This is a genomic window from Bradyrhizobium sp. SZCCHNR1015 (assembly GCF_032489875.1).
GTDB lineage: Bacteria > Pseudomonadota > Alphaproteobacteria > Rhizobiales > Xanthobacteraceae > Bradyrhizobium.
Genome location: NZ_JAUEYW010000018.1, coordinates 21,288 through 47,596, shown reverse-complemented (window position 1 = coordinate 47,596; position 26,309 = coordinate 21,288). Strand labels below are relative to the sequence as shown.

Genomic DNA, 26,309 nt, shown 5'->3' with positions numbered 1-26,309 from the left:
ATGAGAGCAATCGTGATCTCCTCGACCATCGCGGCGGCGCTGCTCGTCGCCGGCCCATGGCTGCTCGGCGAGGGCACCTTGCGGTTTGCGACCGAGTGCCTGCTGGTGCTGGCGATGGCGCAGATGTGGAATCTGCTGGCCGGGTATGCCGGGCTGGTGTCGTTCGGTCATCAGGTGTTCGTCGGCATCGGCGCCTACGGTCTGTTCCTGATCTCCGATACGTTCGAGCTGTCGCCTTACTGGGTTCTGCCGGTCGCGCCGCTGGCGTGCGCGACCGTCGCTGCGATCATCGCGCTGCCATTGTTCCGGCTGCGCGAGGCGTATTTCTCGATCGCGATGTGGGTGTTCTCCGAGATTGTTGCCGCCCTCGTCATGAAGGCCGGCTGGCTTGGCGGGACGTCGGGCCTGCCGCTGAAATCGAGCCGGCTCATGGATCTCGACTGGTTCGAGCCGGCGCTGTTCTGGATGGCCGGGACGCTGGCGCTCGGGACAATCGGCGGCCTGTTTGTTCTGATGCGCTCCGGCTTCGGACTCGGCCTGATGAGCGTGCGCGACAACGATCTGGCGGCAATGAGCGTCGGCGTCGACGTCCAGCGCAATCGCTTCATCGTGTTCGTGTTGTCCGCCGCCGGCTGCGGGCTTGCCGGCGCGGTCTCCTTCCTGGGCAACCTCTATGTCTCGCCCGCCGCGGCGTTCGACGTGAACTGGGTGGTCTACATGATGTTCGTCGTGATGATCGGCGGCATCGGCACGCTGGAAGGGCCGATCATCGGCACGGTGATCTTCTTCGGCTTGCGCGAGCTGATCACCGACCAGCTCGGACTATCCGCCGGCTGGTACCTCGTCGCGCTGGGTTCGGTCGCCGTGATCGTCATGTTGTGGTCGCCGCGCGGGCTGTGGCCGCCGCTGCGCGATCGATTCGGGCTCAATTTTCTCGGCGTCGGCCGGACAGCCCCTGCCGCGCCCGCGCTTGCTCCGCTGGCCGACAAGGCCGGACAAATGGGATAATGCGCCATGTCTGTGAACGGAATGCCGACCACCGCGACGGCTCCCGACGAGATTTGCTTTCTCAGCGCCACGGAGCAGCGCAAGCTGCTCGCCTCGCGGCGCATCAGCGCGCGCGAATTGCTCGACCTGCATCTCGATCGCGTGAAGCGCGTCAATCCATCCTGCAACGCCGTGGTCGCGCTGGATGAGGAGGGCGCGCGCCGTCAGGCCGTCGCCGCCGACGCGATAATGGCGCGTGGCGAGCAGATCGGGCCGCTGCATGGCCTGCCGATGACGATCAAGGATTCCTTCGCCGTGTCGGGCATGGCCGCGACCTGCGGGCTCGAAGACCTGCGCGACTATCGCCCGCCGTCAGATGCCGTCGCCGTGGCGAAGATCCGCGCCGCCGGCGCCGTGATGTTCGGCAAGACCAACCTGCCGGCGGGAGCGGCGGACCACCAGTCCTGCAACACGCTGTTCGGCCTGACGCGCAATCCGTGGGACGGCGAGCGCACCGTCGGCGGCTCCTCCGGCGGCTCGGCCGCAGCGCTCGCAGCCGGCCTGACGTCGCTGGAGCTCGGCAGCGACATCGGCGGCTCGATCCGTGTGCCCGCGCATTTCTGCGGTGTCTATGGTCACAAGCCGAGCTACGGCCTCGTCAGCACCGAGGGCCACATTCCGCCGCCGCCCGGCCATATCGCACCTGCTGAGCTCGGTGTCGCCGGCCCGTTGGCGCGCAGCGCGTTCGATCTCGAGCTGTTGTTCGACGTCGTCCAGGGCATGTCCGAGATCGAGGCTGCAGGGGCCGAGCTGCGGCTGCCGCGCGCACGGCATCAGGATCTCCGCGCCTTCCGCGTGGCGGTGTGGAGCGATGCAAAGTCCTATCCGCTCGACAATGGCTACGCGGCGGCGATCGACGCCTTCGTCGATGATCTCGTTCGCCTCGGCGTGACGGTCGACAGGGAGGCGCGTCCGCCGATCGATCCTGCTGCGAGCTACCAACTCTACCTGCAGACCTTGTTCGGCATCATCGGGGCCGGGCTGCCGCCGCCCGCCCGCGACGCGCTGCTCGCCGCGGGGGAGCAGGCGGAGCAGGGCAGCTACGCGCGCCGCGTCGCCGACGCGGTCAGCCAATCCTTGCCGCAGCATCTCGCCGCGGCGGAGCAGCGCCATCAGCTCTATCGCGCCTGGCGTCGCTTCTTCGCCGACTACGACGTGCTGATCTGCCCGGTGACGCCCACGGTGGCGTTCCCGCACGATGTCGAGCGGCTCGATCTCGCCGCGCAATTCACCCGTCGCCTGGCCGTGGATGGCGGCACAATTCCGTACATGGACAATCTGGCCTGGCCCGGATTGGTCACCGTCGCCAACCTGCCGGCCACGGCCATTCCGACCGGCCGCAAGGTCGGCAGCGTCCCCGCCGGGGTGCAGGTCGTGGGACCGTATCTCGGCGATCGCACCACGCTGAAGTTTGCCCAATTGGTCGAGCAGGCCCTGGGCGGCTTCGCCCGGCCACCCGGCCTCTGATTGGCTGTCAAAGGATCTGTCATGGACATCAGCACCGGTCGGCCGGTTACGCTTGCGCCCCGCGGAATGGTGACTTCGCCGCATGCGCTCGCTTCGAGCGCGGGGGTCGACATCCTGCGCGCCGGCGGCTCCGCGGTCGATGCCGCGATCGCGACCAGCGCCGTGCTGTCGGTGGTCTATCCGCACATGACGGGCCTCGGCGGTGACGCCTTCTGGCTGATCCATGACGGCCGCAGCGGAGCGGTCAAATTCCTGAACGGCGGCGGCAAGGCAGCCGGATCGGCCTCGCTGCCGGCGTTGCGCGAGAGAGGGATCAGCGAGATCCCGCTGCGCGGCATCATCCCGGCCACGCTGACGGTGCCGGGCGCGGTTGCCAGCTGGACCGAGGCGCATCGCGCCTTCGGCTGCCTGCCGCTCGCCAAGGTGCTCGAGAACGCCATCGCCTACGCGCAGGATGGCTTTCCCGTCACAGCCCGGCTGGCGAGCTTCATCGAGCTGATGCGTGACGAGCTTTGTCGCCAGCCGGAGGCGGCCGCGCTGTTCATGCCCGGAGGCGCAATCCCCGCGGCGGGCGCGAGGCTCGCAAATCCGGATCTCGCCCGGACGCTGCGCGCCATCGCGGACGCGGGCTGGGCCGGCTTCTACGGCGGGCCGGTGGCCGACGAGCTGACGCGCGTCTCGCGCGAGGCGGGAGGCTTTTTTGGCGACAGCGATCTGGCACGGCAGCGGGCGGGCTGGGGCACGCCGCTCGTCGGCCGCTACCGCGGCGTCGAGATCTACAACACGCCGCCGCCGACCCAGGGCTTCTCGGTGCTCGAGATGCTCAATCTGCTCGAGCCTCACGGACTGCACGAGAAGGATCTGCTCGGTCCCGACCGCGTGCATCTGATGGTCCAGGCCAAGCAGATCGCCTATCACGACCGCGACCGCGTGCTCGCCGACCCCGCCTTCGTCGATGTGCCGGATCAGGAGCTCATTTCCAGAGCCTATGCGGAGAGCCGCGCCGGACTGATCGATCCTCGTCGCGCGCTGCGCTGGGATCAGATTCCCTCCTATGGCAGCCTGGCCGGCGACACCGTCTATGTCGCGGTGGTCGACGGCGACGGCAACGCGGTCTCGCTGATCCAGAGCCTGTACGGTGCGTTCGGATCCTGCCTGGTCGCCGGCCGCACCGGAATCGTGCTGCAGAATCGCAGCGCGTATTTCTCGCTCGATCCCGACCATCCCAATCGGCTCGAGCCGGGCAAGATCCCCTTGCACACGTTGATCGCCTCGATCGCCAAGCGCGATGGCCGGCTGTGGAGCGTGCTCGGCTGCATGGGCGCGGACGGGCAGCCGCAGATCCAGCTCCAGCTGTATTCGGCGATGATCGATCACGGCCTCGACATCCAGGAGGCCATCGAGCTGCCGCGCTTCCTCTCCGGCCGCTTCGGACTCGGCGAGGCCCGGGATACGCTTCACATGGAAGGCCGCTTCCCGGAGGAGACGGTCAGCGAGCTGGCGCGGCGCGGGCACATCATCAACCGCTGGGGCGCATGGAACGAGATGGCCGGCCACGCCCACGGCATTACGCGCGACCCGCAGAGTGGCATTCTGGCCGGAGGTTCAGATCCACGGAGCGACGGTGCGGCCCACGGTTGGTAGTTCGGCGCGGACGTCGGAGGGGGCGACCGCTGTAGCGTGGCCTGCCGTTTACCAGGTCGAGTGCGAAGACGCCTCAACTTGGCTTCCCGCCGTCGAGCGCAGCGCAGACGGCCGGGTCGGCATTGTCGACGATGAGCGACCCATTCAGTGACTTGGAGCCTCTTGCCGCGCTTCTTGAACACCCAGTGCGTTGTGCCTTGGGCTAGTGCCTTGGGCTAGTGCCTTGGGCTAGTGCCTTGGGCTAGTGCCTTGGGTTAGTGCCTTGGGCTGGCGAACAAAGTCGTCTCCAATCCGATGTGGTCCGAGAGATAGTCCTGCGGGCCGGGGGTGACGACCCAGCGAATGCGTGACTTGAAAGCGCGCCGGCGCACACGCGAGACGTCGAGATTGAAGCCGTGAAATGCAGTCGCACGTTCCATGAACAGGTAGTCGATCCTGGATCCGGTGGGATTCGCGTCGTCCGGCTGCATGTCGTCGCAGTAGTAATCGACATCGTCTGACATCGTTGGCGTGGCAAGGGCCGGATCGTAGGCTTGCCGATATGCCTCGCTGGCGCGATAGACCTTACAGTTGGTATTGAAGTCGTTGTAGATCGGCTCGTCGCCCTCGCCGTGACGGTCGGTCAAACCATCGCTTTTCATCGTATCGAACGGGACGGTCCACAGGTCATAAAAGCCGGCCTGCTCCATCGCCGCGACCAGATTGTGGTATTCGTCGGTGTCCGCGCCGATGTTGAAATCTCCGGCGACAATGGCCACGTTGGATGGAAGGTGCGTCGCCTTGATGAAGGCAATCAACTCGTCAATCTGCCTGCGCCTGACGTCGATCTTCTCCGCGTCGGTCGGGCCGGGCGACAGAAGGCCGCCGTCGCCGGCATAAACGTGCGTCGAATATAGCTCGATCGCACCAAAGCCAACCGGGATACGCGTGAGCTGCACCCCCTTGTTCGCCCATTTGTCGGAATCGAACATGTAGCTCATCTCGCATCCGCCGGGCATGACTCGCGACACGCCGTCCGCGGCATAGACATGCCCGCCGCCATTCTCGATCGTCCGCGTCGGGCTGAGTACGAGAATCCCACTCTGCAGCTGCTTGTAGGCGAGGGAGCCGGTCGGTCCCTCGACATGCTGCGCGGTGCCATGTGCCAGGATCTTATCCCTCGTATCCTGGTCCCAAGCCTCGACCAGCGATACGAGGTCGTAGGCGAACACCCTCCGGCCGATTTCGTCGGCGCGCTCGGGGATAACCGGCTTCTCCATGGCGCTCACTTCGAACACGCCAAGTACCGGCGCGACCATCTGCATCAGCAGCTCGAATACGACCTCCTCCGGGATCGAGAAGAGGCCTATCAGCCAGTCGAGGTCGGAACTGAGATGTTCGATGATGTATCCGCCGAGCGAGAGGCAGTCGCCCACCAGCTTGCAGGCATCGTTCAGCGGGTTGACGGAAACGCCGCAGACTTCCACGATCGGTGGGAAGATGCGGTCGCAGACATCTCCGATGTCGGCCCCGACCATCTCCAGTGCCTTGCCGATGAACTCGGCCGACGAGACCCCGAGACAAGCCGCGAAGTGGCCCACTCCCCCGGCAGCGGCGACGATCTCCTTCAGTCCGATCTTCGCGCGCAGGCACCAGATGTTGTAGTGCAAAAATGAAATTCGTGTCGTGGAGGGGCCCGACAGGCGCCAAGCTGCGTCGGCGAACGAAGCCGTCGGCAGGGTCGTTCCCGGTGCCGCTCCGGGGTAGCGCAGCCTGGACAAGAGGCTGTGCAGCGATTGCGGCGGGTGAAGTGCGTCGGCCTGCTGCGCGAGCTGATTGAACGACGTGGTGGGCATGCGCGCGTCCTCCTGACTGGTGAATCAGCTTGCCTGGAAGCGGTAGGCGAGCGTCGGCCAGGACAGCCAGCGTTCCGGCGCCCGTCTGACCTCCTGTTCGATCTTCTGGTTCACCCAGGCAGCGAGATCCTCCGGCTGCTTGCCGGCGGTGGGCAGTGTCGCCACCACCTCCACACGGTTGTCCCTGGGCGCTATCAGCGCCAGCGTGTAGCCGTTGCGGATCGCAAGCCTCAGAATGGCGGCCGGGGTCTTGGCGGGGCGCCCGAAGAATGGGCTGCGGATGAACTCGGTGCCCGGATGAATGTTGTCCATCATCGCGAACACGTTGCGGCCTTCGCGCATGTACGCGGCGAGCGCCGACGCACCGCCTTCGGCCCGGAAGTTCAGTGTGGTGCCCGCGTCCTTCAGCTCGGAGAGCCAGGGAGCATCATTCGATACCAGAACGACCACATGCTTTTCTTTCGCAGTGCCGAGCAGGCTCGCGAGCTCCGGGAAGTACCATCCGACAATCAGCAGCTTCTCCGATGCCGGCAGGTTCAGATCGATCTGCCGCGTCTTCCATGCGCTTAGATTGCTCATGGCCTCGAGCCAGGCCCGTTGATGAGCCGAGCTGAAATCGGCGCGGGCGCGCGGATGAGGGACGGCGAGCAGCTTGCCTGCCCAGGCAAAGGCATGGTCCGCGCAGGCCGGAACCGACCTCTCGACTGCGTCGACCTTCAATCCGTGAATGCCGCTCAGGACGGTGTGCAGATCATTGGGCATTTCAAGACCCCGCCAGTTCGCATGTTCTGAGCGCGGCCTGTCGCGCGCCAGAACATCCTACTTGATAGCTAACGGTCGCAGGCGCCAGCCGATGGAGCGTTGACGTGAATCAACCCGCGGCGGCCGAGTTGACGATATTTTAAGCTACATCTTCAACGGGAGGCGGCGAACATGACGAGCGACATCAAACTCACCGACACGTCGGTCATCCTGGAAGGATCAACGACTGTGCTGCAGAGCGGCAACGTCAGGATTCCCGTCGACGCGCAGGGCTATCCCGGCATGCTCAGAATCGAGTTTGACGGCGCGGAGGCCCACGCGGGGCGTCTCTTGCTGGCTCCGGCCTGGCTGGGGCGAGCGATGATGGTATGCAACGTCGAGACGGTGCAGCTCCAGAGCCCGAAAGTGCCCCCGGCGGCGCGCGCGGCGCTCTCGCACTCCCAGGCAGACGAGCTTGTTCTCAACGATGGCAAGCATTACGCGGGGGGCGTTTCGATTCACGGTGCTGCGAAACTCGAAGACATGACCGTCAAAGGCGCCGCGCGGTTCGAGAAAACCGTTGCCGCTCCAGACGGAATTGTGGCCGGTGGCGTTACGATCGCAGTCCCCGCAACGCCTGCACTGCAACCGGGTCCAGTTGCGAGCTCCCACACCAGCATGGAGATCAACTCGTCGACCATTCGTGTGACCACGACCCATGTCGGGATGATCGGGCATCAACCCGCGCCGGACGTCCTCGACCTGGTCGCGGAGATCCGCAGCCTTCGCGACCGGGTGGCCGCGCTGGAGAAGAAGGCCGGGGTTCCCGTGCCGGCCTAGCCTCGAGAGCCTCCTCGCCTTGGTCGCGCCGTGGCAAAGCCAAATGTCATGTGTTGGCGTGATCCAACACCGTACCATGTCGGATGATCGCGAGCTTCATCAAGGTCGATTCCTCACGGCTGCAAACCATCTCTTGGAATGTCCAGTCAATGGCCGTACGTTGGTGGGCGGGACGGAATTCGCCCAAAGCAAACACCGTGGAGAACAGTTGGTCTGATGGATGAGGACGACCCGAGCGATCAAATCTCCCTCATCGAGCGGCGGATCGAACAGCTTGCCGAAATGGCCGAGCGGTGTCGAAAGATCATCCTGGCCTCGAAGATCGTGATATCCGGCGGCGCCGCATTGCTGCTCGGGGCGGTACTGGGCCTGCTCGGGTCCAATGCGGTCGTCGTCCTCGGGGCGATTGCCGCGGTGCTCGGCGGCATCGTTTCGCTCGGATCGAACGTGAGCACCTTGCGACAGACCATGGCGGCGATGGCTGCCGCTGAAACGCTGCGAGCGGACCTGATTGGCAGCATCGATCTTCGGCTGGTTGGCGAGAGGCGAGCGTAGCCCGCAATGCGATGGCTGCGGTCGCAACTGCCGACATGGTCCGTCCATGAAAACTGACAGGGAGACCACATGCTCAAGGGGATCGATCCGCTGCTCAATGCCGACGTGCTCTACGCGCTCAGAGCGATGGGGCATGGCGACCGTCTCGTGATCTGCGACACCAACTTTCCGGCGGATGCGATCGCGCGGCAGACCGTCTTCGGCGAGTTGCTGCGCATCGACAATGTGAGTGCGGCCAGGGCCATCCAGGCGGTGCTGTCGGTGCTTCCGCTCGACACCTTCATCGACGATGCCGCCATCCGGATGGAGGTCGTCGGCAAGCCGGAGGAGGTGACGCCGGTGCAGCAGGAGGTCCAGGCGGTGACCAACAGCGCCGAAGGCAGGCCGTGGCCGCTGGTCGGCGTCGAGCGCTACGCATTCTTTGCGATGGCCAAGAGCGCCTACTGCGTGATCGCGACCGGCGAGCGCCGGTTCTACGGCTGCTTCATCTTCAGCAAGGGCGTCATCCCGCTGGATGGCGCATAGCGATCACGATGCGGGCTGGCGCGCCGCATCTGGGCAGGGGTGTGCATGCCAGTAGGTCGCGATCGGTCATCCGCCTCGCGTTCGACGCGTCGCGCCCGCCGCGGCTCAATGGGCGTCAGGGGAAGCGACCCGGCGAGAGGTCGGTCTTGCATGTCGCTGCGCTCATGGCGGCTACGGGACTGGTCACGACGGCAGAAAAGGGAGTCCAGCGCCGGGCGAGCGCCACGAGACCTCGCCCGGTGCCGCGCCGAGGTTTCAATCAGAAGCGGCCTCAGCGGCAATTCCAGGTCGTGCCCTGCGCGCAGACCGCGTTCGGGCTGTCGCCGCCATAGACCTGATAGGGGTATTCGCCCTTGCGGTAGTAGCCATAGGCGTGGGGGTTCACGCCATAGTAGGCGGGAGCCTCGTAATAGGCCGGGCCGCCATAGACCGGACCATCGTAGTAATCATAGGCGTCGCGGCTTGCGGCGATCGCAAGACCGGTGCCGATGGCTCCGGCCGCCAGCGCCGCGCCGACGGCAGCGCCACCACCGCCGTGCCAGCGCCCATTCCGAGCGTCGGCGCTGGTCGGGGTCAAGGCGCCGATCGCGAGTGCAGTCAATGAAGCGATTGCGGCCGTGCGGCCGAGCAGAGATTTCTTGGTCGACATGTCAGGCCTCCAGTGAAGTGCGCCGTGATCGGCGGATGTCTTGAGGTGTCCGGCTCTGCCGAGAACTGTTGACGACTGTCAGAAGCGGGGCATGCCGGTAGACGGATGATCAGTTGCCGTGCTGGATCCGACTTCGCTTCAGGTGCCAGCGGCGCTCCCAAAGTGAATGTCAGGGTCCACCGCATTAGAACCGCTGCTGCCCTTTGGAGTTCCGGGTCGCCGACCGAACTTGTGCGCGTCGTCGAATCGCCGTGGAGGTGGGTCTGTCGGCGGATTGACTTCCTGGAACCTCGGCGTTACGTCTCCGGCGTCAGCAGGAGCCACTGATCGACCGTCTCGCAAGGGCCGCCGAAGCGGCTCGAGAGGTGGACGGGTGGATATCCGCGAGCCTGCATCGCAGCCTGGATGGGACGCGCGTGGTGAACTACGCGCAAAGCGTGGATCAAGACGCCGCAGCGCGCGTCATTGAGCACCTCATGGCGCGCGGCCTGATCCAGGGCAACAACGCTTTCGGCCAGGCCGACCCTGGCCTCTACGAAGTCGTCTCGACGCTCGAGCGAAAGAGCTGACGACCCGACCACGAGCGCTCGTCCATGAACAGATGCGCGTTTAGATGAGCTTGCGCGACACGTGCGATGGGCTTGCCGGGGCACCGGCCCGCTTGCCTGCGCCGTGAGGATGAAGCGACGGGTCGCCGCAACACCGGCGGCCCCCACGCAAAGCATGCGTTGACGGCCGAAATACCGTGCGCAAGACAACTGATCGATCGCTCAGCGCCAACGTGCTCCATCCGCTCACCGACCGTCCTGCATGAGCTTTTCGAAGCGGAAGAAGTCGCCGTCGTCAGGCATGCCTTGCAGCGGCGGCTGGTGCGGCAGCGGGTTGTAGGCGTTGTAGTACTCGACGATCTTGAAGCCGCATTTGTTGACATAGAAATGAATGTTGCGCTTCTCGAAATAGGGCGTGAAGGTCTGCCAGACCTTTGTGTCCGGATAGCGCGCCTCGATCGCGTGCCAGGCCCTTTGCCCGATGCCGCGGCCATGCTGCCGGATCGAGATGTAGAACAGATCGAGCGAATTGTGATGCGAGATTGGATCGATGGTCAGGACGGCGCCGCCGACGGGTGTGCCGTCCAACAGGATTTGATATGTCACGGCGCCCGCCGCGTTGACTGACTGTTCGATATCGTCGTCGGAGGGGATCGATTGGTCCGGGACCGAGCCGACCTCGTCCATCACGGCGGCCGAGAAGGCCTCCTGCAACTCTCTCTTGAAGCCCTGCAGATTCCGGTTGTCCGCGATCTCGAGTGTCACGCGGCTCTCGCCGATGTCATGAGTCAAAGGCTCTCCTCGCTCCAAAAAGCTGCCTATGCGACCTGCGCCACGTGATGTGAACGTCATCAAGCTTACCGCCGTCTGACATGGGCCGAACGGAATCGTCTGGTCGCGCCAGGCGCAAGCGCAGTTTGCCCGCCGGCACGCGTGCGGATCCGGCCGATGTGCACGACGGGCAATCCTCGCATGCCCTCCATGCGCCAACTGGCCGTCGTGCCAGTTTGTCGCGGACTTCTCCCTTGTCACGTCGGGCAAATCACCTCCACATTTCCGGACATCCCGGCTCGCTGAAGAGGGACGTTTCGCGATCGTCACGAGCGTCGAGCCGGAAGATGCGATGGGCGTGTTGCTCCGCAGCCTGGTGTCACAGCCGAGCCGACGAACGGAGCGACGCGACGGCGAAATCGTGTGGTCCTGGCATCGCGGTGCTGATGCCAAGCCGGCGGTGATGATCCGCAGGCGACGGGGGCAAGACAGCCGTTCCCCGGGGAGAGCTCGTATAAGCTGTCAAACCGTCGCGCAGGGAAGGCCGGATATTGGGCTGAACCTGTGGTTCTGCCGCGTGCTTCTTGTTGCACGCGGACCGCGGGTATCAGCCGATACCCGGTCTTCCCTGCGCCTCTTCTTCGTAGGAGAGGTCAACTCCATGCAAAACTCGGGCGTACGCCGCCGCGAGATCGCTCGGCCTTGTCTGCAGATCGATCGCCCGAAGGAGGGAAGTGGTGGTGACGATGTCCCGCGCCGGCGTTGCGCAGGCTTCCTGCATCGGCGTCGTGTCAGCCCATCGTCGCGAGCCGCAGCGCCAGCGCGCAGGCGCGGTCGTATTCGTCGAGGTTGATCCATTCGTCTGTCGTGTGCGGCTCGTTCTGGCCGGTGCCGAAGGTCACGGTCGGGATGCCGTGGCGGACCATCCAGTTGGCGTCGAGGCCGCCATTGCCGGCGCGCAAGGTCGGCGTGGCGCCGATGTCGGCGACGGCCGCGGTGGCGCGCTTGACGACGGGCAGGGTCTCCTTCATCCGGAACGGATGATAGTCGGTCTCGGCCTTGAACTTGACGCGGCCGGACTTGCCCTCGCTGTTGGTGACCTGCTTGGCCGCCTTCTCGAAAGCCGTCTTGTAGGCCTTGGTGATCTCGCGGATGAATTTGGCATCGTGGCTGCGGCATTCGCCGCGGACGTGGACGTAGTCGGTCACGACGTTGGTGGCGTCGCCCGCGGGGCGGCCTTCGCCGCCGGTGACCGGGCCGACATTGCTGGTGCCAAGCCTCGCGGCCTTGCCCTTGCCCTTCACCACCTTGCCGAACCAGCCGCCGGCTTTGACGTCGGCGAGCGCGAGCGCCAGGATCATGGTGGCGCTGATGCCGCGCTCAGGCGCGACGCCGGCATGCGAGGCGCGTCCGAAGATCTCGACCTCCCAGCGGTCGGCACCGACAGCCCCGATCGTGACGGCGGAGGCGGAGCTGCCGTCGAAGTTGAACGCCATCTCGGGCCCGCCGAGGTCGTCGGTGTTGACGTGCCGCGCGCCATAGAGCCCGCTCTCCTCGCGCACGCAGAACAGCAGGGTGATCGGCGGATGATCGAGCCTCTCGCGGATCAGCTCGGCCGCGAGGGTGACGAGAATGCCGCAGCCGCAGCGATTGTCGCCGCCGAGCGCGGTCCTGGCCTGATTGACGATCTTGCGGCCGGAGATCTTCGGCTGCGCGCCGGCGCACAGCGGCACGGTGTCCATGTGGGTCATGAACATGACGCGCGGCTGGTTGTGCATCGTGCCGCGGCCGGGCAGCTCGACGATCAGGTTGCCGGTCTCGGTCGGCAGCGGAATCCGGGTGTTGGCATCATCGAGCCGCATCGCCTTGGCCGGGACCCCCGCCTGCTTCAGCGCCGCCATGATCTCGCGCCCGATCGCCTTTTCCTGTCCGGTCACGCCCTGCACGGCGAGAAAACGCATCAGACGATCGGTGGCGGCGGCGGTGTCGACGGACATGAAGCGATTCCCATGATGAACGATGTGCCCGGAGCATCCAGCCGGGCGGCCGGTTGCGCAAGAGGGCTCGCATTGGTTTCGCCGCCTGACTCTTTTCCGATGCCTCGATCGTCTTCATGTCATCTCGACATTGGAGCATCATCATGAGCCTGAAAGACAAGACGATCGTCGTCACCGGCGGAAGCCGCGGCCTTGGCCTGGGAGTCGTGGAGGCCCTCGTCGATCGCGGCGCCAAGGTGACCGTCGTCGCGCGCGGAACCGGCGCGTTGAATGCCGTCGCCGCCCGCCTCGGCGTGGCCACGATCGCGGCCGACGTCACCGACGAGGCCGCCGCGCATCGCATCGTCGGCGATATCCGCCCCGACATCCTGGTCTTGAACGCCGGAACGACGCCGCACATGGACCGGCTGGATCGGCTGAGGTGGGAGGATTTTTCGATCGCCTGGGACACGGACGTCAAGGCGGGCTTGTACTGGATCCAGGCGGCGCTCAAGCTCCCCCTGAAATCAGGAAGCCGCGTCCTGGTCGGATCGAGCGGCGCGGCGGTGGGCGGTTCACAGATGTCAGGCGGCTATGGCGGCGCCAAGCGCATGCTCTGGTTCATGGCGAAATACGCCAACGGCGTGTCGCAGGACGACAGGCTCGGCATCCGCTTCCAGGCGATCGTGCCGCGCATGATGATCCTCGGCACGGGAGTGGGGGATACGGCCGCGGGCGCCTATGCGGGCGCGATGGGCATCACGCCGGAAGCGTTCGTTGCCCGTTTCGGCGCGCCGATGCCGCCGCGCGCGTTCGGCGACCGCGTCGTCTCCGTGCTGGAGGACCAGCGCTTCGCCGATGGTGTCGTGTTCGGTCTGAACGGCGACGACGGCGTGACGGTGATGGAAGGAGCGGCAGCTTGAGTGACGGCGGACATGCTTCGCCCGGCGTGCGCTGCGCCGAGCTCGTGGCCCTGGCGGAGCAGCTGCGGCCGGAGCTGCATCGCTATTGCGCGCGCCTGATGGGCTCGGTGATCGACGGCGAGGACGTCGTGCAGGACACACTGACAAAAGCGCTCGTCGCGGTGAACGAGATGCGCGACGTCGCGATGCTGCGCGCCTGGCTGTTCCGGGTCGCGCACAACCGGGCGCTCGACTTGCTGCGCAGCCGTGTGATCCGGGCTGCCGAACCGATGGAGGCGGCCGACGGCGTCGCCGACGACACCGTGCCCGATGCCATGGAGATGATGATGCGCGAGGAGGCGGTGCGGACCGCGGTGTCGCGCTTCGCGGAGCTTCCGATCACTCAGCGCAGCGTCCTCGTTCTGAAGGACGTGCTCGACGAGCCGCTCGCCGACATCGCGGCGCTGCTCGGCCTGACGGTGGACTCGGTGAAGGCGCATCTCGCCCGCGCCCGGGCGCGGCTCTCCGAGATCAACGCTCTGGCCGAGGCACGGCCGGCGGCGAGACCCGCCTCCGATGCGGTGACACGCTATGTCAGCCTGTTCAACCGGCGTGATTGGGACGGCCTGCGTGCGCTGCTGGCGCACGACGTCAAACTGCACCAGTCCACTCATCCCGTCCGTGTCGGCTCGGCCGATGTCGGGATGTTCTTCAGCATCTATGCCGGGATGGACGGCGTCTGGCTGGCGCCGGCCCGGCTGGAGGGCCGGGAAGTGATCGCCGTGTTCGAACGCCCGGGCGATCCGCAGCCCAGCTACTTCATGTGGCTGAGCTGGCGCGACGGCAAGATCAGCTTCATCCGCGACTACCGCTACGTCCGCTATGTCATGGCCGATGCAGAGCTGGCACTCGTCCCGCCGGTCTGAGCACCCAGACCTGCAAGGGCTTGATCCACATCAACGAGGGACGGTCGCGCCAGGAGCATCTTTTGCTAACAGAGGTCTGAGATGCAGCTCTTCAACTCGACGAGGGACTACGGCGCGATTCCGCAGACGCTGCATTGGCTGACGGTCGTTCTCGTGGCCGTCGCCTGGGCGCTTGGGGTGTTCGGTGACGTGCTGCCCAAGGGCGCGCCGCGCGAGTCCGGCCTGCTCGTCCATGTGACGGCCGGGATCGCGATCCTCATGCTTCTGGTGGTGCGCCTGGCTTGGCGGCTGGCCGACCCATCTCCGCCGCCGGAAGCGACCGAATTCGCCACATGGATGGGAAAGTGGCAGGATCCGGCCGCGCGTTTCGCGCACTACGTTCTCTATGCGCTGCTCTTTGCCGTGCCCGTCATTGGCATCGTGTTGCAGTTTGCGCGCGGTGAGTCCTTGCCGCTGTTTGGCATCGCCGAGATCGCGTCGCCCTGGCCCAAGGACCGCGCGTTTGCTCACAACGTCAAGGAAGTGCATGAAATTCTCGCCCACACCCTTGTCATCGTGGCCGCAATGCATGCGGCCGCCGCGCTGATCCATCACTGGATCTTCCGGGACCGGACGCTGCTTCGCATGCTGCCTCACTCGGACGATTAGGGAAGGCGACACGCCTGTCGGAAATCATGGATTGCACCGGTCGCTTCCGCCGCGGCCGTCAGAGCCGTCTCGTCTCGAGCTGTGAGGTGGCGTCGCGGTGCCGTCGATGCGGGCATTGTTTCGAGAAATTGAAGACCCAATTCGGTCCAGGCGCCATTATCAACCGGCCTGCGAGCCGCCACATCGGCGTCACGAGCATCCGGTGGGCGCGACCCTCACGTCACGAGGACGGCGCCGAGGCAGCAAACGCGCCCGATGCCGTGGTCGTGAGGAGCGAACGGTGGACGGACAGCAAGCGCCGGGCGGATCCTGGCCGGGCATTGTGCATAAGGAGTGTTCGCCGACGAACCCGCGTGCCACACCCAGCAGTTCCGCCGGACGTGCGCTGCGGCCGCTCGCCGGGCTCGGCCTGATGATCGGAATGCTCGTCGCGCTGCCATGGATGGTCGAATATGTGACCGTCGGCCAGTATCTCGTCCACACCGATGACGCCTATGTCAGGATGAACGAAGTCCCGGTCAGGTCGGCGGTGTCCGGCCGGGTCAGGGACCTGCTCGTGACCGACAATCAGGAGATCGTTGCGGGACAGGTTCTGGCTCGGATCGAGCACCGGGACGAGCGCGGCGCGGCCGTCGCGCTGAACGACGTCGTCGCTCCGGTTGCCGGCGTCGTGGCCGCAGGCGGTCTCCATGTCGGGGACGTCGTGACGGCAGATCGGTCGTTGATGGCGGTGGTCACGCCGGACGAGCCCGACATCATCGCTGCCCTCGCGGTCTCCGAGATCACCTATGTCGCGATCGGACAGGCGGTCACGATCGACGTGCCGGGCCTGCCTTCCATCCGGCTGTATGGACATGTTGCCGATGCCGAACTGATCGGGGCAGCGTCCGGCTCGCCGGACGACGAGGACCGGATCGCGCTGAAGATCCGCCTGCCGAGGGCGGCGATGCCCGCCGGATTGAGATCGGGCATGGCGGTCGGCGCGACGATCCTGACGGGCCTGACCGGGACGGAGCGGATGGTCTCGCAGATCCTGCGGGAGAGGGCGCAGAAGAGCTGTCGCTGCGAGCAGGATCTCCAACCCGCGTCGATGCAGCGGCGCATCTGACCATGACCATCCCTGCGCAACCTCGAATGCCGCCGTGAACTTGGTAGAGAGAACCTTGCGCGCGCCCAGCGAACGTGCCGCCGGTCTCAATCGCCCGCATCATGCGCGTTGATGACCGCCACGAAGGCCTCGCCGTAGCGCGCGAGCTTGACCGTGCCGGCGCCGGGGATGCTGGCGAGCTCCGCGACGGAGCGTGGATGGCGGGCCGCCATCTCGGCCAGCGTCTTGTCGTGGAAGATGACGTAGGGCGGGACGTTCTGCGCCTTGGCGAGCTCCATCCGCCGCACGCGCAGCTTGTCGAACAGGTCGCGATCGATGTCGGGAAACGCCGCGGCAGTCTGCCGCTCCCGGGCCTTGCGGTCGCGCTTCGCCTTCTTCAGCACGCGCAGGCTGAGCTGCGGCCTGTCGCGCAGGAACTGGCGGCCTTCGGGCGAGATCGACAGGCCGCCATGGCCGGCGACGTCGACGCTGATCAGGCCGTGGGCGACGAGCTGGCGGACGATCGAGCGCCAGGCGTTGCGATCGTGCTCCTTGCCGATGCCGAAGGTCGAGAGCTTGTCATGGCCGAGCCGCTCGATGCGCTCGTCGCTCTCGCCGAGCAGCACCGCGACGACATGCGCCTGGCCGAAGCGCTCTCCGGTGCGGTGGATGCAGGACAGGAGCTTCTGCGCGGCGATGGTGCCGTCGAAGGTCTCCGGCGGATCGAGGCAGATATCGCAATTGCCGCACGGCGCGCAATCGTCGCCGAAATAGCGCAGCAGCACCTGGCGGCGGCACTGGCAGGTCTCGGCGAAGCCGAGCAGCGCATCGAGCTTGCGGCGCTCGGTGCGCTTGCGCGCATCGGGCGCGTCGGACTCGTCGATGAAGCGGCGGCGCAGCGCGATGTCCTCCGCCCCGTACAGCATCAGAGTCTCGGAGGGCAGGCCGTCGCGCCCGGCGCGGCCGGTCTCCTGATAGTAGGCCTCGATGCTGGAGGGCAGGTCGGCATGAACAACGAAGCGCACGTCGGGCTTGTCGATGCCCATGCCGAAGGCGATTGTGGCAACCATGATCAGGCCCTGCTCGAGCTGGAAGCGGCGCTGATTCTTCTCCCGCGCCTTCATCTCCATGCCGGCATGATAGGGCAGCGCCGGGAAGCCGTGATCGCTGAGCGAGGCCGCGACCTCCTCGGTCTTGCGCTTCGACAGACAATAGACGATACCGCTCTCGCCCTCGCGCGATTTGAGGAAGGCCAGCATCTGCTGCATGCTGTTGACCTTCTCGGCCGCGCCATAGCGGATGTTCGGCCGGTCGAAGCCGGCGATGAAGCTGTTGCCGTCGCCGATGGCGAGATGCTCGACGATCTCGGCGCGGGTCGGCGCATCGGCCGTGGCGGTGAGCGCGATGCGCGGTATGGTGGGGAACAGCCCGGCGAGGCAGTCGAGGGCGCGGTATTCGGGCCGGAAGTCATGGCCCCATTGCGAAACGCAATGCGCCTCGTCGATCGCGATCAGCGACAATTGCGCGGTTTTGAGGCGCTCGAGGTTCTCGGGCTTGAGCAGCGTCTCCGGCGCCATGTAGAGCAGGTCGAGCTCGCCGCGCTCGATGTCCTGCCACAGCAGATCCTTCTCCGCGCCCCAGAGCCGCGAGTTGAGCGCCGCGGCCTTCACGCCGGCCTGCCGGAGCGCCGCGACCTGGTCCTCCATCAGCGCGATCAGCGGCGAGATGATCAGCCCGAGGCCGGGACGCGCCAGCGCCGGAATCTGGTAGCACAACGATTTGCCGCCGCCGGTCGGCATCAGCACGAAGGCGTTATGGCCGGCGATCACGTGCTCGACGATGTCGCGCTGCCGTCCGCGGAAACTGTCATAGCCGAACACGGTCTTGAGGATCGAGAGCGGATCGGCGGCCATGGCAACGCACTTCTTCGACGGACAGAGGGACTGGATAAGTCCCGTCGCAGCCCGCCGCCGTCAAGCGAAAGCTGCCCGCTGGTGCGCATTTCGGCCAGGCGATGCATGGGGCGGGGGACAGCGGCAGGGGGCGCGTTGGACAAGCCGAGGAGTTATGGCAGAATCGACTTGCATCGCATTATGCTCCTATCCTGATACGCGCATGGGCTCCCGGGGTGAGCTGACATGACTAATCGGATCATCACGCTGGCCACGCTGAAGGGTGGGAGCGGCAAGAGTACGGTCGCGACCTGCCTGGCGGTGCATTGGCACCTCGCCGGGCGCAGGGTGGTGCTGGTCGATGCCGATCCGCAGCGATCGGTGGTGCGGCTCGCCGAGCGGGAGCGTGCGCTCGCCGGCCTGCGCGTCGTCGAGGATGCCACCGAAGGCGTTTGGCGCACCGCCAAGGAGCTCGCAAAATCGGCGCTGGTGATCATCGACACACCGGGGTTTCGCACGCCCTCGACGCTCGGCGCGCTGGCCGCTGCCGATCTCGTGATCGTTCCGGTGAAGCCGTCGCCGCTGGATGTCGATGCCATGCTCGACACGCTTGCGATCCTGGTCAACGGCATCAGGGGCTGGCGGCCGCTGTTCCGCTGCCTGCTGACGCAGACGACGCGGGAGTCGGTGATCGCCAAGCACATCCGCGTGGAGATCATGAAGGCCGGTTTTCCGCTGCTCGACAGCGAGATGCAGAACCGCGTCGCCTATCCCGAGGCGGCGCTGTATGGCGCGACGCCGGAGCTGATCGACGAGGGCGGGCGCGCGGCGCAGGACATCGCAGCGATCGCCGACGAGATCGATCGTCTGTTCCTCCAGGAGGCCGCGGCATGAGCCGCAAGCTGCCGAAAGCGGTCGGCCGGACCATGGGGGAGATGCGCGGCACCGGCGCTGATGGCAACGACGCTGCGGTCGCGGAGGGCAAGAGCGCGAACGCCAAGGCCGCGCCTGCGGATGCCGGTTCGGACCCGGTCGACGAGGTGATCGCGCCGGCGCTGGTGCCCGGCGTGTCGTCGGCGGTCGTGCCGTCGCACCGGCAGCGCGGCCAACTGATCGTCGAGCGCTATGCTGCCTATGCCGCCGCGGGCGGGCTGATCCCGATTCCCTTCGCCGGCCCCGTCGGGGTCGGACTGATCGTGCTGCATATGCTGAAGAAGCTCGCCGAGGAGTACAGCGTGCCGTTCCAATACGATCAGGCGCGCCCGATCGTCGCCAGCCTGATGGCGGCTGCGGCGCCTGTCGTCGCAGGCGGCCTGACCACGGCGGCGTTGAGCCGCGTGGTCCCCGGCGCCAACCTGTACGGGATCGCGGTGTTCTCGCTGACGGCGATGACCACCACGCGCGTGCTCGGCGGCATCTTCCTCGATCATTTCGAGCAGGGCGGCAGCCTTGCCGACCTCGGCGCGTGACCGCTACGCGCCTCCATCGAGTGCGCGCGACCAGTCGGCGATCAGATCGGCAGCCTCCTCGAGGCCGGTCGAGAGCCGCACCCAGAATTCATCCGCCGGCTGTTTGGCGAACTGCCGCGGCGGCGGCTCCAGGATCGGCAGCACGAGGCTCTCGGCGCCGCCCCAGCCGAAGCCGAGCCGGCTCAGAGCGAGGCGGTTGATGGCGGCGATGACGTCGTCGCGGGCCTCGGCGGCGAAGGCGATCGTCAGCAGTCCGGCTGCGCTCCTGCAGTCGCGCCGCCACAGCTCGTGCCCCGGCGCGCCAGGCAGTGCCGGGCACAGCACGCGGCGCACGTCCGCGCGTGCGGCGAACCAGCGGCCGAGCTCGATCGTGGTGCGTAGCTGGCGCTCGCCGCGCAATGGCAGGCTGCGCAGGCCGCGCAGCGCCAGATACGACTCCAGCGCGCCGGGTACGTGCCCGAGCTGCACGGCGATGTCCTTCAGCCGCGCGGCATGGCGGTGCGAGGTGACGAGGGCGCCGAGCATCAGGTCGGCATGGCCCGCCGCCTGCTTGCCGAGCGACACCACGACCACGTCGACACCGTGCTCGAACGGCCGGAACGCGCCGAACGCGCCCCAGCTGTTGTCGAGAATGGTGATGACGCCGTGCGATCGCGCCGCAGCCGCGATGGCGGGTACGTCCTGCATCTCCAGCGACAGCGAGCCCGGCGATTCCATGTAGACCGCGCAGGTCCCCGGCCGCAGCAGCCGGGCGATGTCGGCGCCGGCGGCCGGATCGTAGAACTCGATCTCGACGCCAAGGCCGCGCAGCACGGTCTCGCAGAACCGGCGGGTGCTCGACGCGACGGTGTCGGCGACGAGGAGATGCTGGCCGGCGCGGGCGAAGGCGATCAGGGCCGCGGTCACCGCGGCGCTGCCGCTCGACACCAGGATGGCGCGTTCGCCGAGCTCGAGCTGGGCGACCGCCGTCTCGATCCTGCTGACGGCGGGCGTGCCCATGCCGCCATAGAAGAACACGTCGAACGGATTGGCCTCGGCTTCGTGCAGGGTCTCGACAGTGTCGAAGAACACCGTCGAGGCCGGCTGGATCGCGGGCTGCGGAGTCTGCCGCTCTGCGGTTGCTTGAACGGCACGGGTGGACAGATGGAGCTGTGGTCCGCAAGGCTGATCCGGCATCCCGGTCCCGGTCCGCGACGGGCTCAGTCTGATGGCATTGTTGTCAGTCACGGCCGGTGCCCTCCGCAGCGAGCATGTCGATCAGCGCATCGAGTTCGTCCTCCGACAGGGCATCGAGCTCGCCGTCGGACAGGATTGGCGTGTCGCCTGCCGGAACGGGCTCGGCGGAAGGCGCATCCGCCCGCATCGTTTCGAGATGCGATGCGAGCAGCCGCGGTGTCGGATGGTCGAAGATCACGGTGGCCGGCAGGCGGATGCCGGTGCGGCCCTGCAGGCGGTTGCGCAGGTCGAGGCCGCTCAGGGAGTCCAGGCCAAGCTCCGCGAAGCGCCGGTCGGGATCGATGCCATCGCCTGCATCACGCCCGAGCGACCGGGCGAGATCGGCCAGGACCCTGGCAAGCAGCGTCTCATCCGAAGGACGTGGCTCCGCGATCTCCGTCCGAGCCTTTGCTGGAACGTGCCGCTCGCGGCCGGCGCGCAGCTCCGCGAGTTGAGGCGCCGCCGGGCGGCGCTCCAGGAAGCGATCGACGTCGAGCGGCACCACGCCGATCTGCGCCGGATTGGCTTTCAGGATGCGCCAGAGCGCGTCGAGACCTTGCGCGGTGCGGATCCCGCCGATGCCGAGGCGCTGCAGATTGCCTTGATGGTCGTGTTCGGCCACGACGCCGGTCTCCGACCAGGCGCCCCAGTTGATGCTGATTGCGGCAAGCCCACGCGCACGCCGATGGGCGGCCAGCGCATCGAGCCAGGCATTGGCGGCAGCATGGCTGGCCTGTCCGGCCGAGCCGAGCAGCGATGCGGCGGAGGAGAACAGTACGAAGCAGCCGAGGTCATGCTGCGCAAACAGCCGATGCAGCACCAACGCGCCGGCCACTTTGGGATCGAACGCCAGGGCCAGCCGCCCCGGCGACTGTTCAGTCAACAGCGCATCGTCGAGCACGCCGGCCGCGTGAAACACGCCGCGGATGGGGACGTCGGCGGGCAATGAAGAGAGCACCGACTGCATTGCATGCTCGCTCGCGACGTCGGCCACCAGCGCATGGATCTGGATTCCCGCGGCGCTCCAGCCTGCGAGACGCCGCGCAATGGTCTCATCGGGCGGGCGGCGACCAAGCAGCGCGATGTTGCGCGCGCCCTTCGCGATCAGCGCTTCCGCGAGCGCCAGGCCAAGACCGCCATAGCCGCCGGTGATCAGTTGGATGCCGTCGAACGAAAGTGTGGCGGGCGAACCCTCGGTCCGCTTCGGCGGGGGCGCAATCCGCGGCACGAAACGGCGCCCGTTGCGGACCGCCTGAAGCGTTTCGCCCTCGTCGCAATCGAGCGCGGCCAGCAGATCGGCGCTGGTCGTGCTGGCGTCGATATCGATCAGTCGTGCGGCCAGATTCGGCAGCTCGAGCGCTGCCACTTTCATCAGCCCCGGCAGCGAGGCTGCGACCAGACCATCGACCTGGTCGCCCGGTGATGCAGCGATCGCACCGCGGGTCAGGATGCTGATGCGCGCGGGCGAGGACAGGCTTGCAGCAAGCTGCAAGGTGGCGAGACTGCGCGCCGTCGTGTCGAGGATCGCCGCGCGCATGGTTTCGACTGCGACGTCGGGAGCGCCGGCCGCATCCAGCGCCGTGCAGTCGACAACGTGAACGCGGCCCGTCGCTTCGGCCGCACGGCGATGCAGCTCGGGTGGTTGCAGCAGGCTGCATTGCGCGCCGGCTTCGGCCAGCACCTGCGCCAGCCGTGCCGCCTCACCTCCCTCGTCGGCCACGAGAAGCCATTCGCTTTCGGCAACGACATGGCCGGCGCGCGCGAGGATGACGGTCTGACCGAACGGCTCTGCGCCAAGCAGCGGTGAGATCTCGTCGAAGCCGTGTCGTGTGAGCATCCGGCCCCAGCCGGCGATGTCGAGCAAAGCATGGCCGGCCTTGCGCCGGTCGTCATCGAAGCGCCACCAGCCGTCGGTCATGCCGAAGGTCAGATCGAGCCAGCGCTGCGGCGTCACCGCTTCGACGAGCACCAGCAGACCGCCAGGCGCCAGCAACTGGCGCGCGTGGGCGAGCGTGACGGCAAGGTCTCGCGTCGCATGCAGCACGTTGGCGGCGACCACGATGTCAAAGCTTTGCAGCGTGAGACCCTGGCTCGCTGGCTCCGCTTCGATATCGAGACGCTTCGTCTCGATCTGCTCGCCGAAGCGGTCGCGTGCATCGGTCAGGAACACGGTGCCGATGTCGGTGAACACGTAGCGTGTGGCATCTCTGGGCAGCGCATCGAGCACGGCGGCCGTGGTCGCTCCGGTCCCGGCACCGATCTCCAGGACCTGGATCTGACCGGGGGCTGCCTGTTCGGCCCAGGACGCCAGCGCCTGCTTCAGCAGCGTGTTCATACAGCGCGTCGGCAACGGCTCAGAATAGAGCTCAGCGAGCTGGCGCGGATCGCCGGCGGGCGACAGCAATTCGAGCGGATCGAGCTTGCCGGTGAGCACCTCGTGCAGCCGGGGTCCGCAACGCGACAGCAGCCGCCACTCGGCGGCGATCGAGATGTCGGGCAAATTGGCGGGCGCGCGCGGCGGCAGCGGCCGGTCGGGCCGATCGACAAAGCCGGTGGATGTCGTGGCGATGAGGCCGGCCTCCGCCAACATCGACAGCATGCGCGCGAGCAGGGCGCGCTGGTTCGAAGCAATGCCGAAGCGCGCCGCGATCGTCTCCACCGAGCCGTCGAGCGCGAGGTGACGGCGCCAGCCGAGCGCATGGAGCGCGCCGGCGGCATAGCAAAGGCTGACCTCATCGAGCAGCCGTTGGCCGTCGCGATAGGCGACGTAGGCCGGCGTTGCCGCGAGACGTTCGCCTGTCGCGGCAACCGATGCCGCGATCTTGCGGACGGCGGGCCGGTGCAGCCGCTGCGCGCGCCAATGCTCGGCGATGAACCAGGCGTCGGGCGCGGCATCCGCGTGGGCCAGCCAGTCGGCCGGCATGGCGCGCGCTTCGAAGCCTTCGATCACGAGCCGCGTATCGCCCGTGTCCGAGAGCAGGCGCAGGTCGGCGGTGACGCTGTCGGCATCGCGGCGCGTCAGGCGCATGTGCCACCAGCCGGTCGCCTGGTCCGGACCACCCGTCCATCGCAGGCCGGCGCAACGCACCGGGACGATCGGCGCATTGTAGTCGTCGCCGAGCGCCGCGAGCAGCAATTGAAAGCCCGCATCGATCAAGCCAGGATGCAGCGGACCTGCTTCATCCGCGGTGAGATGATCGAGTGGCGCGCAGCGCGCCAGGGCCTGGTCTCGGCCGCGCCAGACCTGCTGCAGATGGCGAAAGCGCGGGCCGAGCGCGATCCCGAACCGGCGGGCGCGCGCATAGAGCGCGACGACATCGAGCGCGTCGGAGCAAGCGCCGCGGAGCGCAGCGAGATCGCTCGCGGGCGCAGCCCCGCTGACGTCCTGCAAGCGCGCTGTCAGGCACCGCCGCCATGCCGACTCATTAGCGGCACGGCCCATCAGTTTGAGCTGGCCGCCATCGGCATCGCCATCAGTGACGGCGATTTCCACCTCCACGTCAGCGCCACGCGGCAGCGTGAGGGGCTGTGGCAGCCTGATGTCGCTGAGGCCGCTGACGCCGAGGCGCATGGCCGCCTCGCGGGCGGCCGCAATCCATACGGCGCCGGCGACAACGATCGCGCCCTGCACCTCGTGATCGTCAAGCAGCGGCTGCAGCGAAGGGCCAAGCCGGAAATGAAACAAGGTCGCGTCGAGCGCGGCCGAGCGGACGAGAGCGCCGATCAGAGAGCGGGGCGTGCCGCTTGCGAGGTCGAACCAATAACGCTGCCGCTGGAACGCCGTGGTGGCGACATCGCGCTTGCGCCAGCTCTGCCGCGGCCAGAGCATCGACCAGTCGACGCTGCGGCCCGCGAGGAACGCCGCAGCGGCGGCGTGGCAGTCGGTCGTCCGTTCGGCCTCGCCGCTCAGGCTGCGAGCGACTGCGGAAGCCGCTTGCGAATTGGCGTCACCGCATGCAAAGGCGCGTAGCTGTCGCGCGAGCGCGCGGGGCTCGGATGCGATCGCCGTGAGGCGATGCGCGAACGCGCCGCGGCAGGTCGCGGCGGTCGCACAATAATCGCGGAGCTCGGCCGCCGGCAATCCGTCCAGCAGACCCGCGTGCTGCTCGGCCTGCTCGCGCAGCGCCGCGGCGGACTTTGCCGAGATCACCAGCAGCTCGTCGCCGCAAGGCGCCGGAATGGCCGGCACATCCGCGGGCACGGGCACCTCGATGACGAGATGGGCGTTGGTTCCGGAGAAGCCGAAGGCGCTGACGGCGGCGACGCGTCGGCCCGGCGGCAAGGGCGTCGGCTTGCGCGGCACTGCAAGCCGGTAGTGATCCCAGTCGATGTTCGGATTGGGCGTCTCGAAGTGCAGATGCGGCGGCACGATGCCGTTCCGCAGACTGAGAACGGTCTTCATCAGCCCGGCAACGCCGGCCGCGGCTTCCAGATGTCCGAAATTGGTCTTCAGCGATCCAACGAGCAGCGGCTCACTGCGCTCGGTGGCATAGACACGGCCGATCGCCCGCAGCTCGATGGGATCGCCGAGCGGCGTGCCGGTGCCATGAGCCTCGACATAGGCAACGTCGGACGCAGCGAGGCACGCGCGGCCGAGTGCTTCGCGCATGACGGCTTCCTGCGCGGCTCCGCTCGGCACGGTCAGGCCGCCGCTGGCGCCGTCCTGGTTGACGGCGCTGCCTCTGATGATGCCGAGGATGGTGTCGCCATCGGCCTCGGCATCGGCGAGACGCTTCAGCACCACGACGCCGCAGCCCTCGCCACGGACATAGCCGTCGGCGCCGGCGTCGAACGTGCGGCAGCGCCCGCGCGGCGACAGCATGTGCGCCTTGGAGAAGGCGATGCTCGGGATTGGGCTGAGGATCAGTCCGACGCCGCCGGCGAGCGCGAGGCTGCATTCGTTCTGCTGCAGGCTGCGGCAGGCCTGGTGGATCGCGACCAGCGACGACGAGCAGGCGGTGTCGATGGTCATGCTCGGACCGGTGAGGCCGAGGGCATAGGACAGGCGGCCGGCGGCCACGCTGAGCACCGTGCCGCTGACATGATAGGGCCCGACGCGGTCGCGATCCTCGGGCGCCGCCTGCAGCGTTGCGTAGTCGAAAGTGCCGAGACCCACGAACACGCCGGCGGCGCTGCCGTAGAGCGCGGTCGGATCCTGGTTGGCGCGCTCCAGCGCCTCCCAGCTCACCTCGAGCAGGACACGCTGCTGCGGATCCATGGCGTGGGCTTCGCGCGGCGCGATGTTGAAGAAGTCGGCATCGAAGCGATCGACGCCTGCGCAGAACGCGCCGTGGCGCGCGGTCATGTGCCCCGGCGTGGCGGGATCCGGATCGACGAGGCGGGCGTTGTCCCAGCGATCCCGTGGCGTCTCGGTCACTGCGTCACGTCCATTGGCGAGACTGTCCCACAGCTCCGCGGGCGTACCGGCGCCGGGCAGGCGGCAGGCCATGCCGACAATCGCGATCGGCGCCGGCGTCTTGAGGCGCGCGATCTCCGCCTCGAGGCGGCGGATCGTCAGCAGCGCCTGCTTGATGAGGGACGGGTCCTTGGGCTCTGGACTGCTCATGACCAT

At 67.2% G+C, this 26,309-nt stretch carries 21 protein-coding genes; 13 read left to right on the top strand and 8 right to left on the bottom strand.

The features are described 5' to 3' along the window. From QX128_RS27665 to ggt, 3 genes are read left to right on the top strand one after another with little or no spacing between them, the layout of a single operon-like run. Positions 1-1,008 carry a branched-chain amino acid ABC transporter permease gene (locus QX128_RS27665; RefSeq protein ID WP_316239071.1) on the top strand — a complete coding sequence of 336 codons (1,008 nt, stop codon included), beginning with the start codon at positions 1-3 and terminating at the stop codon, positions 1,006-1,008. A gap of 6 nt (positions 1,009-1,014) precedes the next feature. After that, positions 1,015-2,514, top strand: coding sequence for an amidase (locus tag QX128_RS27660; protein WP_316239070.1), 1,500 nt, complete (start codon positions 1,015-1,017; stop codon positions 2,512-2,514). Positions 2,515-2,535: 21 nt separating this feature from the next. Then, positions 2,536-4,158, top strand: a complete 1,623-nt coding sequence (gene ggt / locus QX128_RS27655; protein ID WP_316239069.1) for a gamma-glutamyltransferase — start codon at positions 2,536-2,538, stop codon at positions 4,156-4,158. Positions 4,159-4,412: 254 nt separating this feature from the next. On the opposite strand, the gene QX128_RS27650 is transcribed toward ggt, so the two are convergent. Both QX128_RS27650 and QX128_RS27645 read right to left on the bottom strand, forming a co-directional pair. Further along, entirely contained in the window at positions 4,413-5,993 is a 1,581-nt protein-coding gene (locus tag QX128_RS27650; protein ID WP_316239068.1) for an endonuclease/exonuclease/phosphatase family protein, read from the bottom strand. Between the two features lie 24 nt (positions 5,994-6,017). Further along, the gene (locus tag QX128_RS27645; RefSeq protein WP_316239067.1) at positions 6,018-6,755 is read right to left on the bottom strand and encodes a hypothetical protein; all 738 of its coding nucleotides are present in this window, start codon (positions 6,753-6,755) and stop codon (positions 6,018-6,020) included. 171 nt (positions 6,756-6,926) lie between these two features. On the opposite strand from QX128_RS27645, the gene QX128_RS27640 reads away from it, so the two are divergent. The 3 genes from QX128_RS27640 (at position 6,927) to QX128_RS27630 (ending at position 8,654) form a co-directional block, all read left to right on the top strand. Next, on the top strand, positions 6,927-7,574 hold the full coding sequence (locus QX128_RS27640) for a hypothetical protein (RefSeq protein WP_316239066.1): 648 nt from the start codon (positions 6,927-6,929) through the stop codon (positions 7,572-7,574). A gap of 216 nt (positions 7,575-7,790) precedes the next feature. Next, complete coding sequence (locus QX128_RS27635) at positions 7,791-8,129, top strand: hypothetical protein (protein ID WP_316239065.1); 339 nt, start codon at positions 7,791-7,793, stop codon at positions 8,127-8,129. A 69-nt stretch (positions 8,130-8,198) separates the two neighbouring features. Next, the gene (locus tag QX128_RS27630; protein ID WP_316239064.1) at positions 8,199-8,654 is read left to right on the top strand and encodes an RbsD/FucU family protein; all 456 of its coding nucleotides are present in this window, start codon (positions 8,199-8,201) and stop codon (positions 8,652-8,654) included. Positions 8,655-8,925: 271 nt separating this feature from the next. Here QX128_RS27630 and QX128_RS27625 read toward each other — a convergent pair whose 3' ends face one another. Further along, positions 8,926-9,303, bottom strand: coding sequence for a hypothetical protein (locus QX128_RS27625; protein WP_315804984.1), 378 nt, complete (start codon positions 9,301-9,303; stop codon positions 8,926-8,928). A gap of 416 nt (positions 9,304-9,719) precedes the next feature. Here QX128_RS27625 and QX128_RS27620 point away from each other — a divergent pair, with 416 nt between their 5' ends. Further along, entirely contained in the window at positions 9,720-9,872 is a 153-nt protein-coding gene (locus QX128_RS27620) for a hypothetical protein (protein WP_315804983.1), read from the top strand. 225 nt (positions 9,873-10,097) lie between these two features. Here the strand turns inward: QX128_RS27620 and QX128_RS27615 are convergent, their stop codons facing one another. Further along, positions 10,098-10,883 (bottom strand): GNAT family N-acetyltransferase, encoded by a 786-nt coding sequence (locus QX128_RS27615; RefSeq protein ID WP_316239147.1) that lies wholly within the window; start codon positions 10,881-10,883, stop codon positions 10,098-10,100. A gap of 530 nt (positions 10,884-11,413) precedes the next feature. Continuing rightward, positions 11,414-12,619 carry a M20/M25/M40 family metallo-hydrolase gene (locus tag QX128_RS27610; protein ID WP_315804982.1) on the bottom strand — a complete coding sequence of 402 codons (1,206 nt, stop codon included), beginning with the start codon at positions 12,617-12,619 and terminating at the stop codon, positions 11,414-11,416. Positions 12,620-12,762: 143 nt separating this feature from the next. Here QX128_RS27610 and QX128_RS27605 point away from each other — a divergent pair, with 143 nt between their 5' ends. From QX128_RS27605 to QX128_RS27590, 4 genes are all read left to right on the top strand, one after another. Continuing rightward, positions 12,763-13,521 (top strand): SDR family oxidoreductase, encoded by a 759-nt coding sequence (locus QX128_RS27605; RefSeq protein WP_316239063.1) that lies wholly within the window; start codon positions 12,763-12,765, stop codon positions 13,519-13,521. Further along, entirely contained in the window at positions 13,518-14,426 is a 909-nt protein-coding gene (locus tag QX128_RS27600) for a sigma-70 family RNA polymerase sigma factor (protein WP_316239062.1), read from the top strand. The genes QX128_RS27605 and QX128_RS27600 overlap by 4 nt, the downstream gene beginning before the upstream one ends. A gap of 81 nt (positions 14,427-14,507) precedes the next feature. Further along, the gene (locus QX128_RS27595; protein ID WP_315804979.1) at positions 14,508-15,074 is read left to right on the top strand and encodes a cytochrome b; all 567 of its coding nucleotides are present in this window, start codon (positions 14,508-14,510) and stop codon (positions 15,072-15,074) included. 202 nt (positions 15,075-15,276) lie between these two features. Then, entirely contained in the window at positions 15,277-16,182 is a 906-nt protein-coding gene (locus tag QX128_RS27590; RefSeq protein WP_316239061.1) for an HlyD family efflux transporter periplasmic adaptor subunit, read from the top strand. Between the two features lie 86 nt (positions 16,183-16,268). On the opposite strand, the gene recQ is transcribed toward QX128_RS27590, so the two are convergent. Further along, positions 16,269-18,074 (bottom strand): DNA helicase RecQ, encoded by a 1,806-nt coding sequence (recQ, locus tag QX128_RS27585; protein ID WP_316239060.1) that lies wholly within the window; start codon positions 18,072-18,074, stop codon positions 16,269-16,271. A 225-nt stretch (positions 18,075-18,299) separates the two neighbouring features. Between recQ and QX128_RS27580 the strand changes: the two genes are divergently transcribed. Next, a complete protein-coding gene (locus QX128_RS27580) occupies positions 18,300-18,947 on the top strand; it encodes a ParA family protein (protein ID WP_316239059.1) in 648 nt (215 codons plus the stop codon). Continuing rightward, positions 18,944-19,522 carry a hypothetical protein gene (locus QX128_RS27575; RefSeq protein WP_316239058.1) on the top strand — a complete coding sequence of 193 codons (579 nt, stop codon included), beginning with the start codon at positions 18,944-18,946 and terminating at the stop codon, positions 19,520-19,522. Before QX128_RS27580 ends, QX128_RS27575 begins: the two co-directional genes overlap by 4 nt. Positions 19,523-19,525: 3 nt before the next feature. Here the strand turns inward: QX128_RS27575 and QX128_RS27570 are convergent, their stop codons facing one another. Together QX128_RS27570 and QX128_RS27565 are read right to left on the bottom strand one after the other, a co-directional pair. Beyond that, entirely contained in the window at positions 19,526-20,749 is a 1,224-nt protein-coding gene (locus tag QX128_RS27570; RefSeq protein ID WP_316239057.1) for a trans-sulfuration enzyme family protein, read from the bottom strand. Beyond that, positions 20,742-26,303 (bottom strand): type I polyketide synthase, encoded by a 5,562-nt coding sequence (locus QX128_RS27565; protein WP_316239056.1) that lies wholly within the window; start codon positions 26,301-26,303, stop codon positions 20,742-20,744. The genes QX128_RS27570 and QX128_RS27565 overlap by 8 nt, the downstream gene beginning before the upstream one ends. Positions 26,304-26,309: the final 6 nt, after the last annotated feature.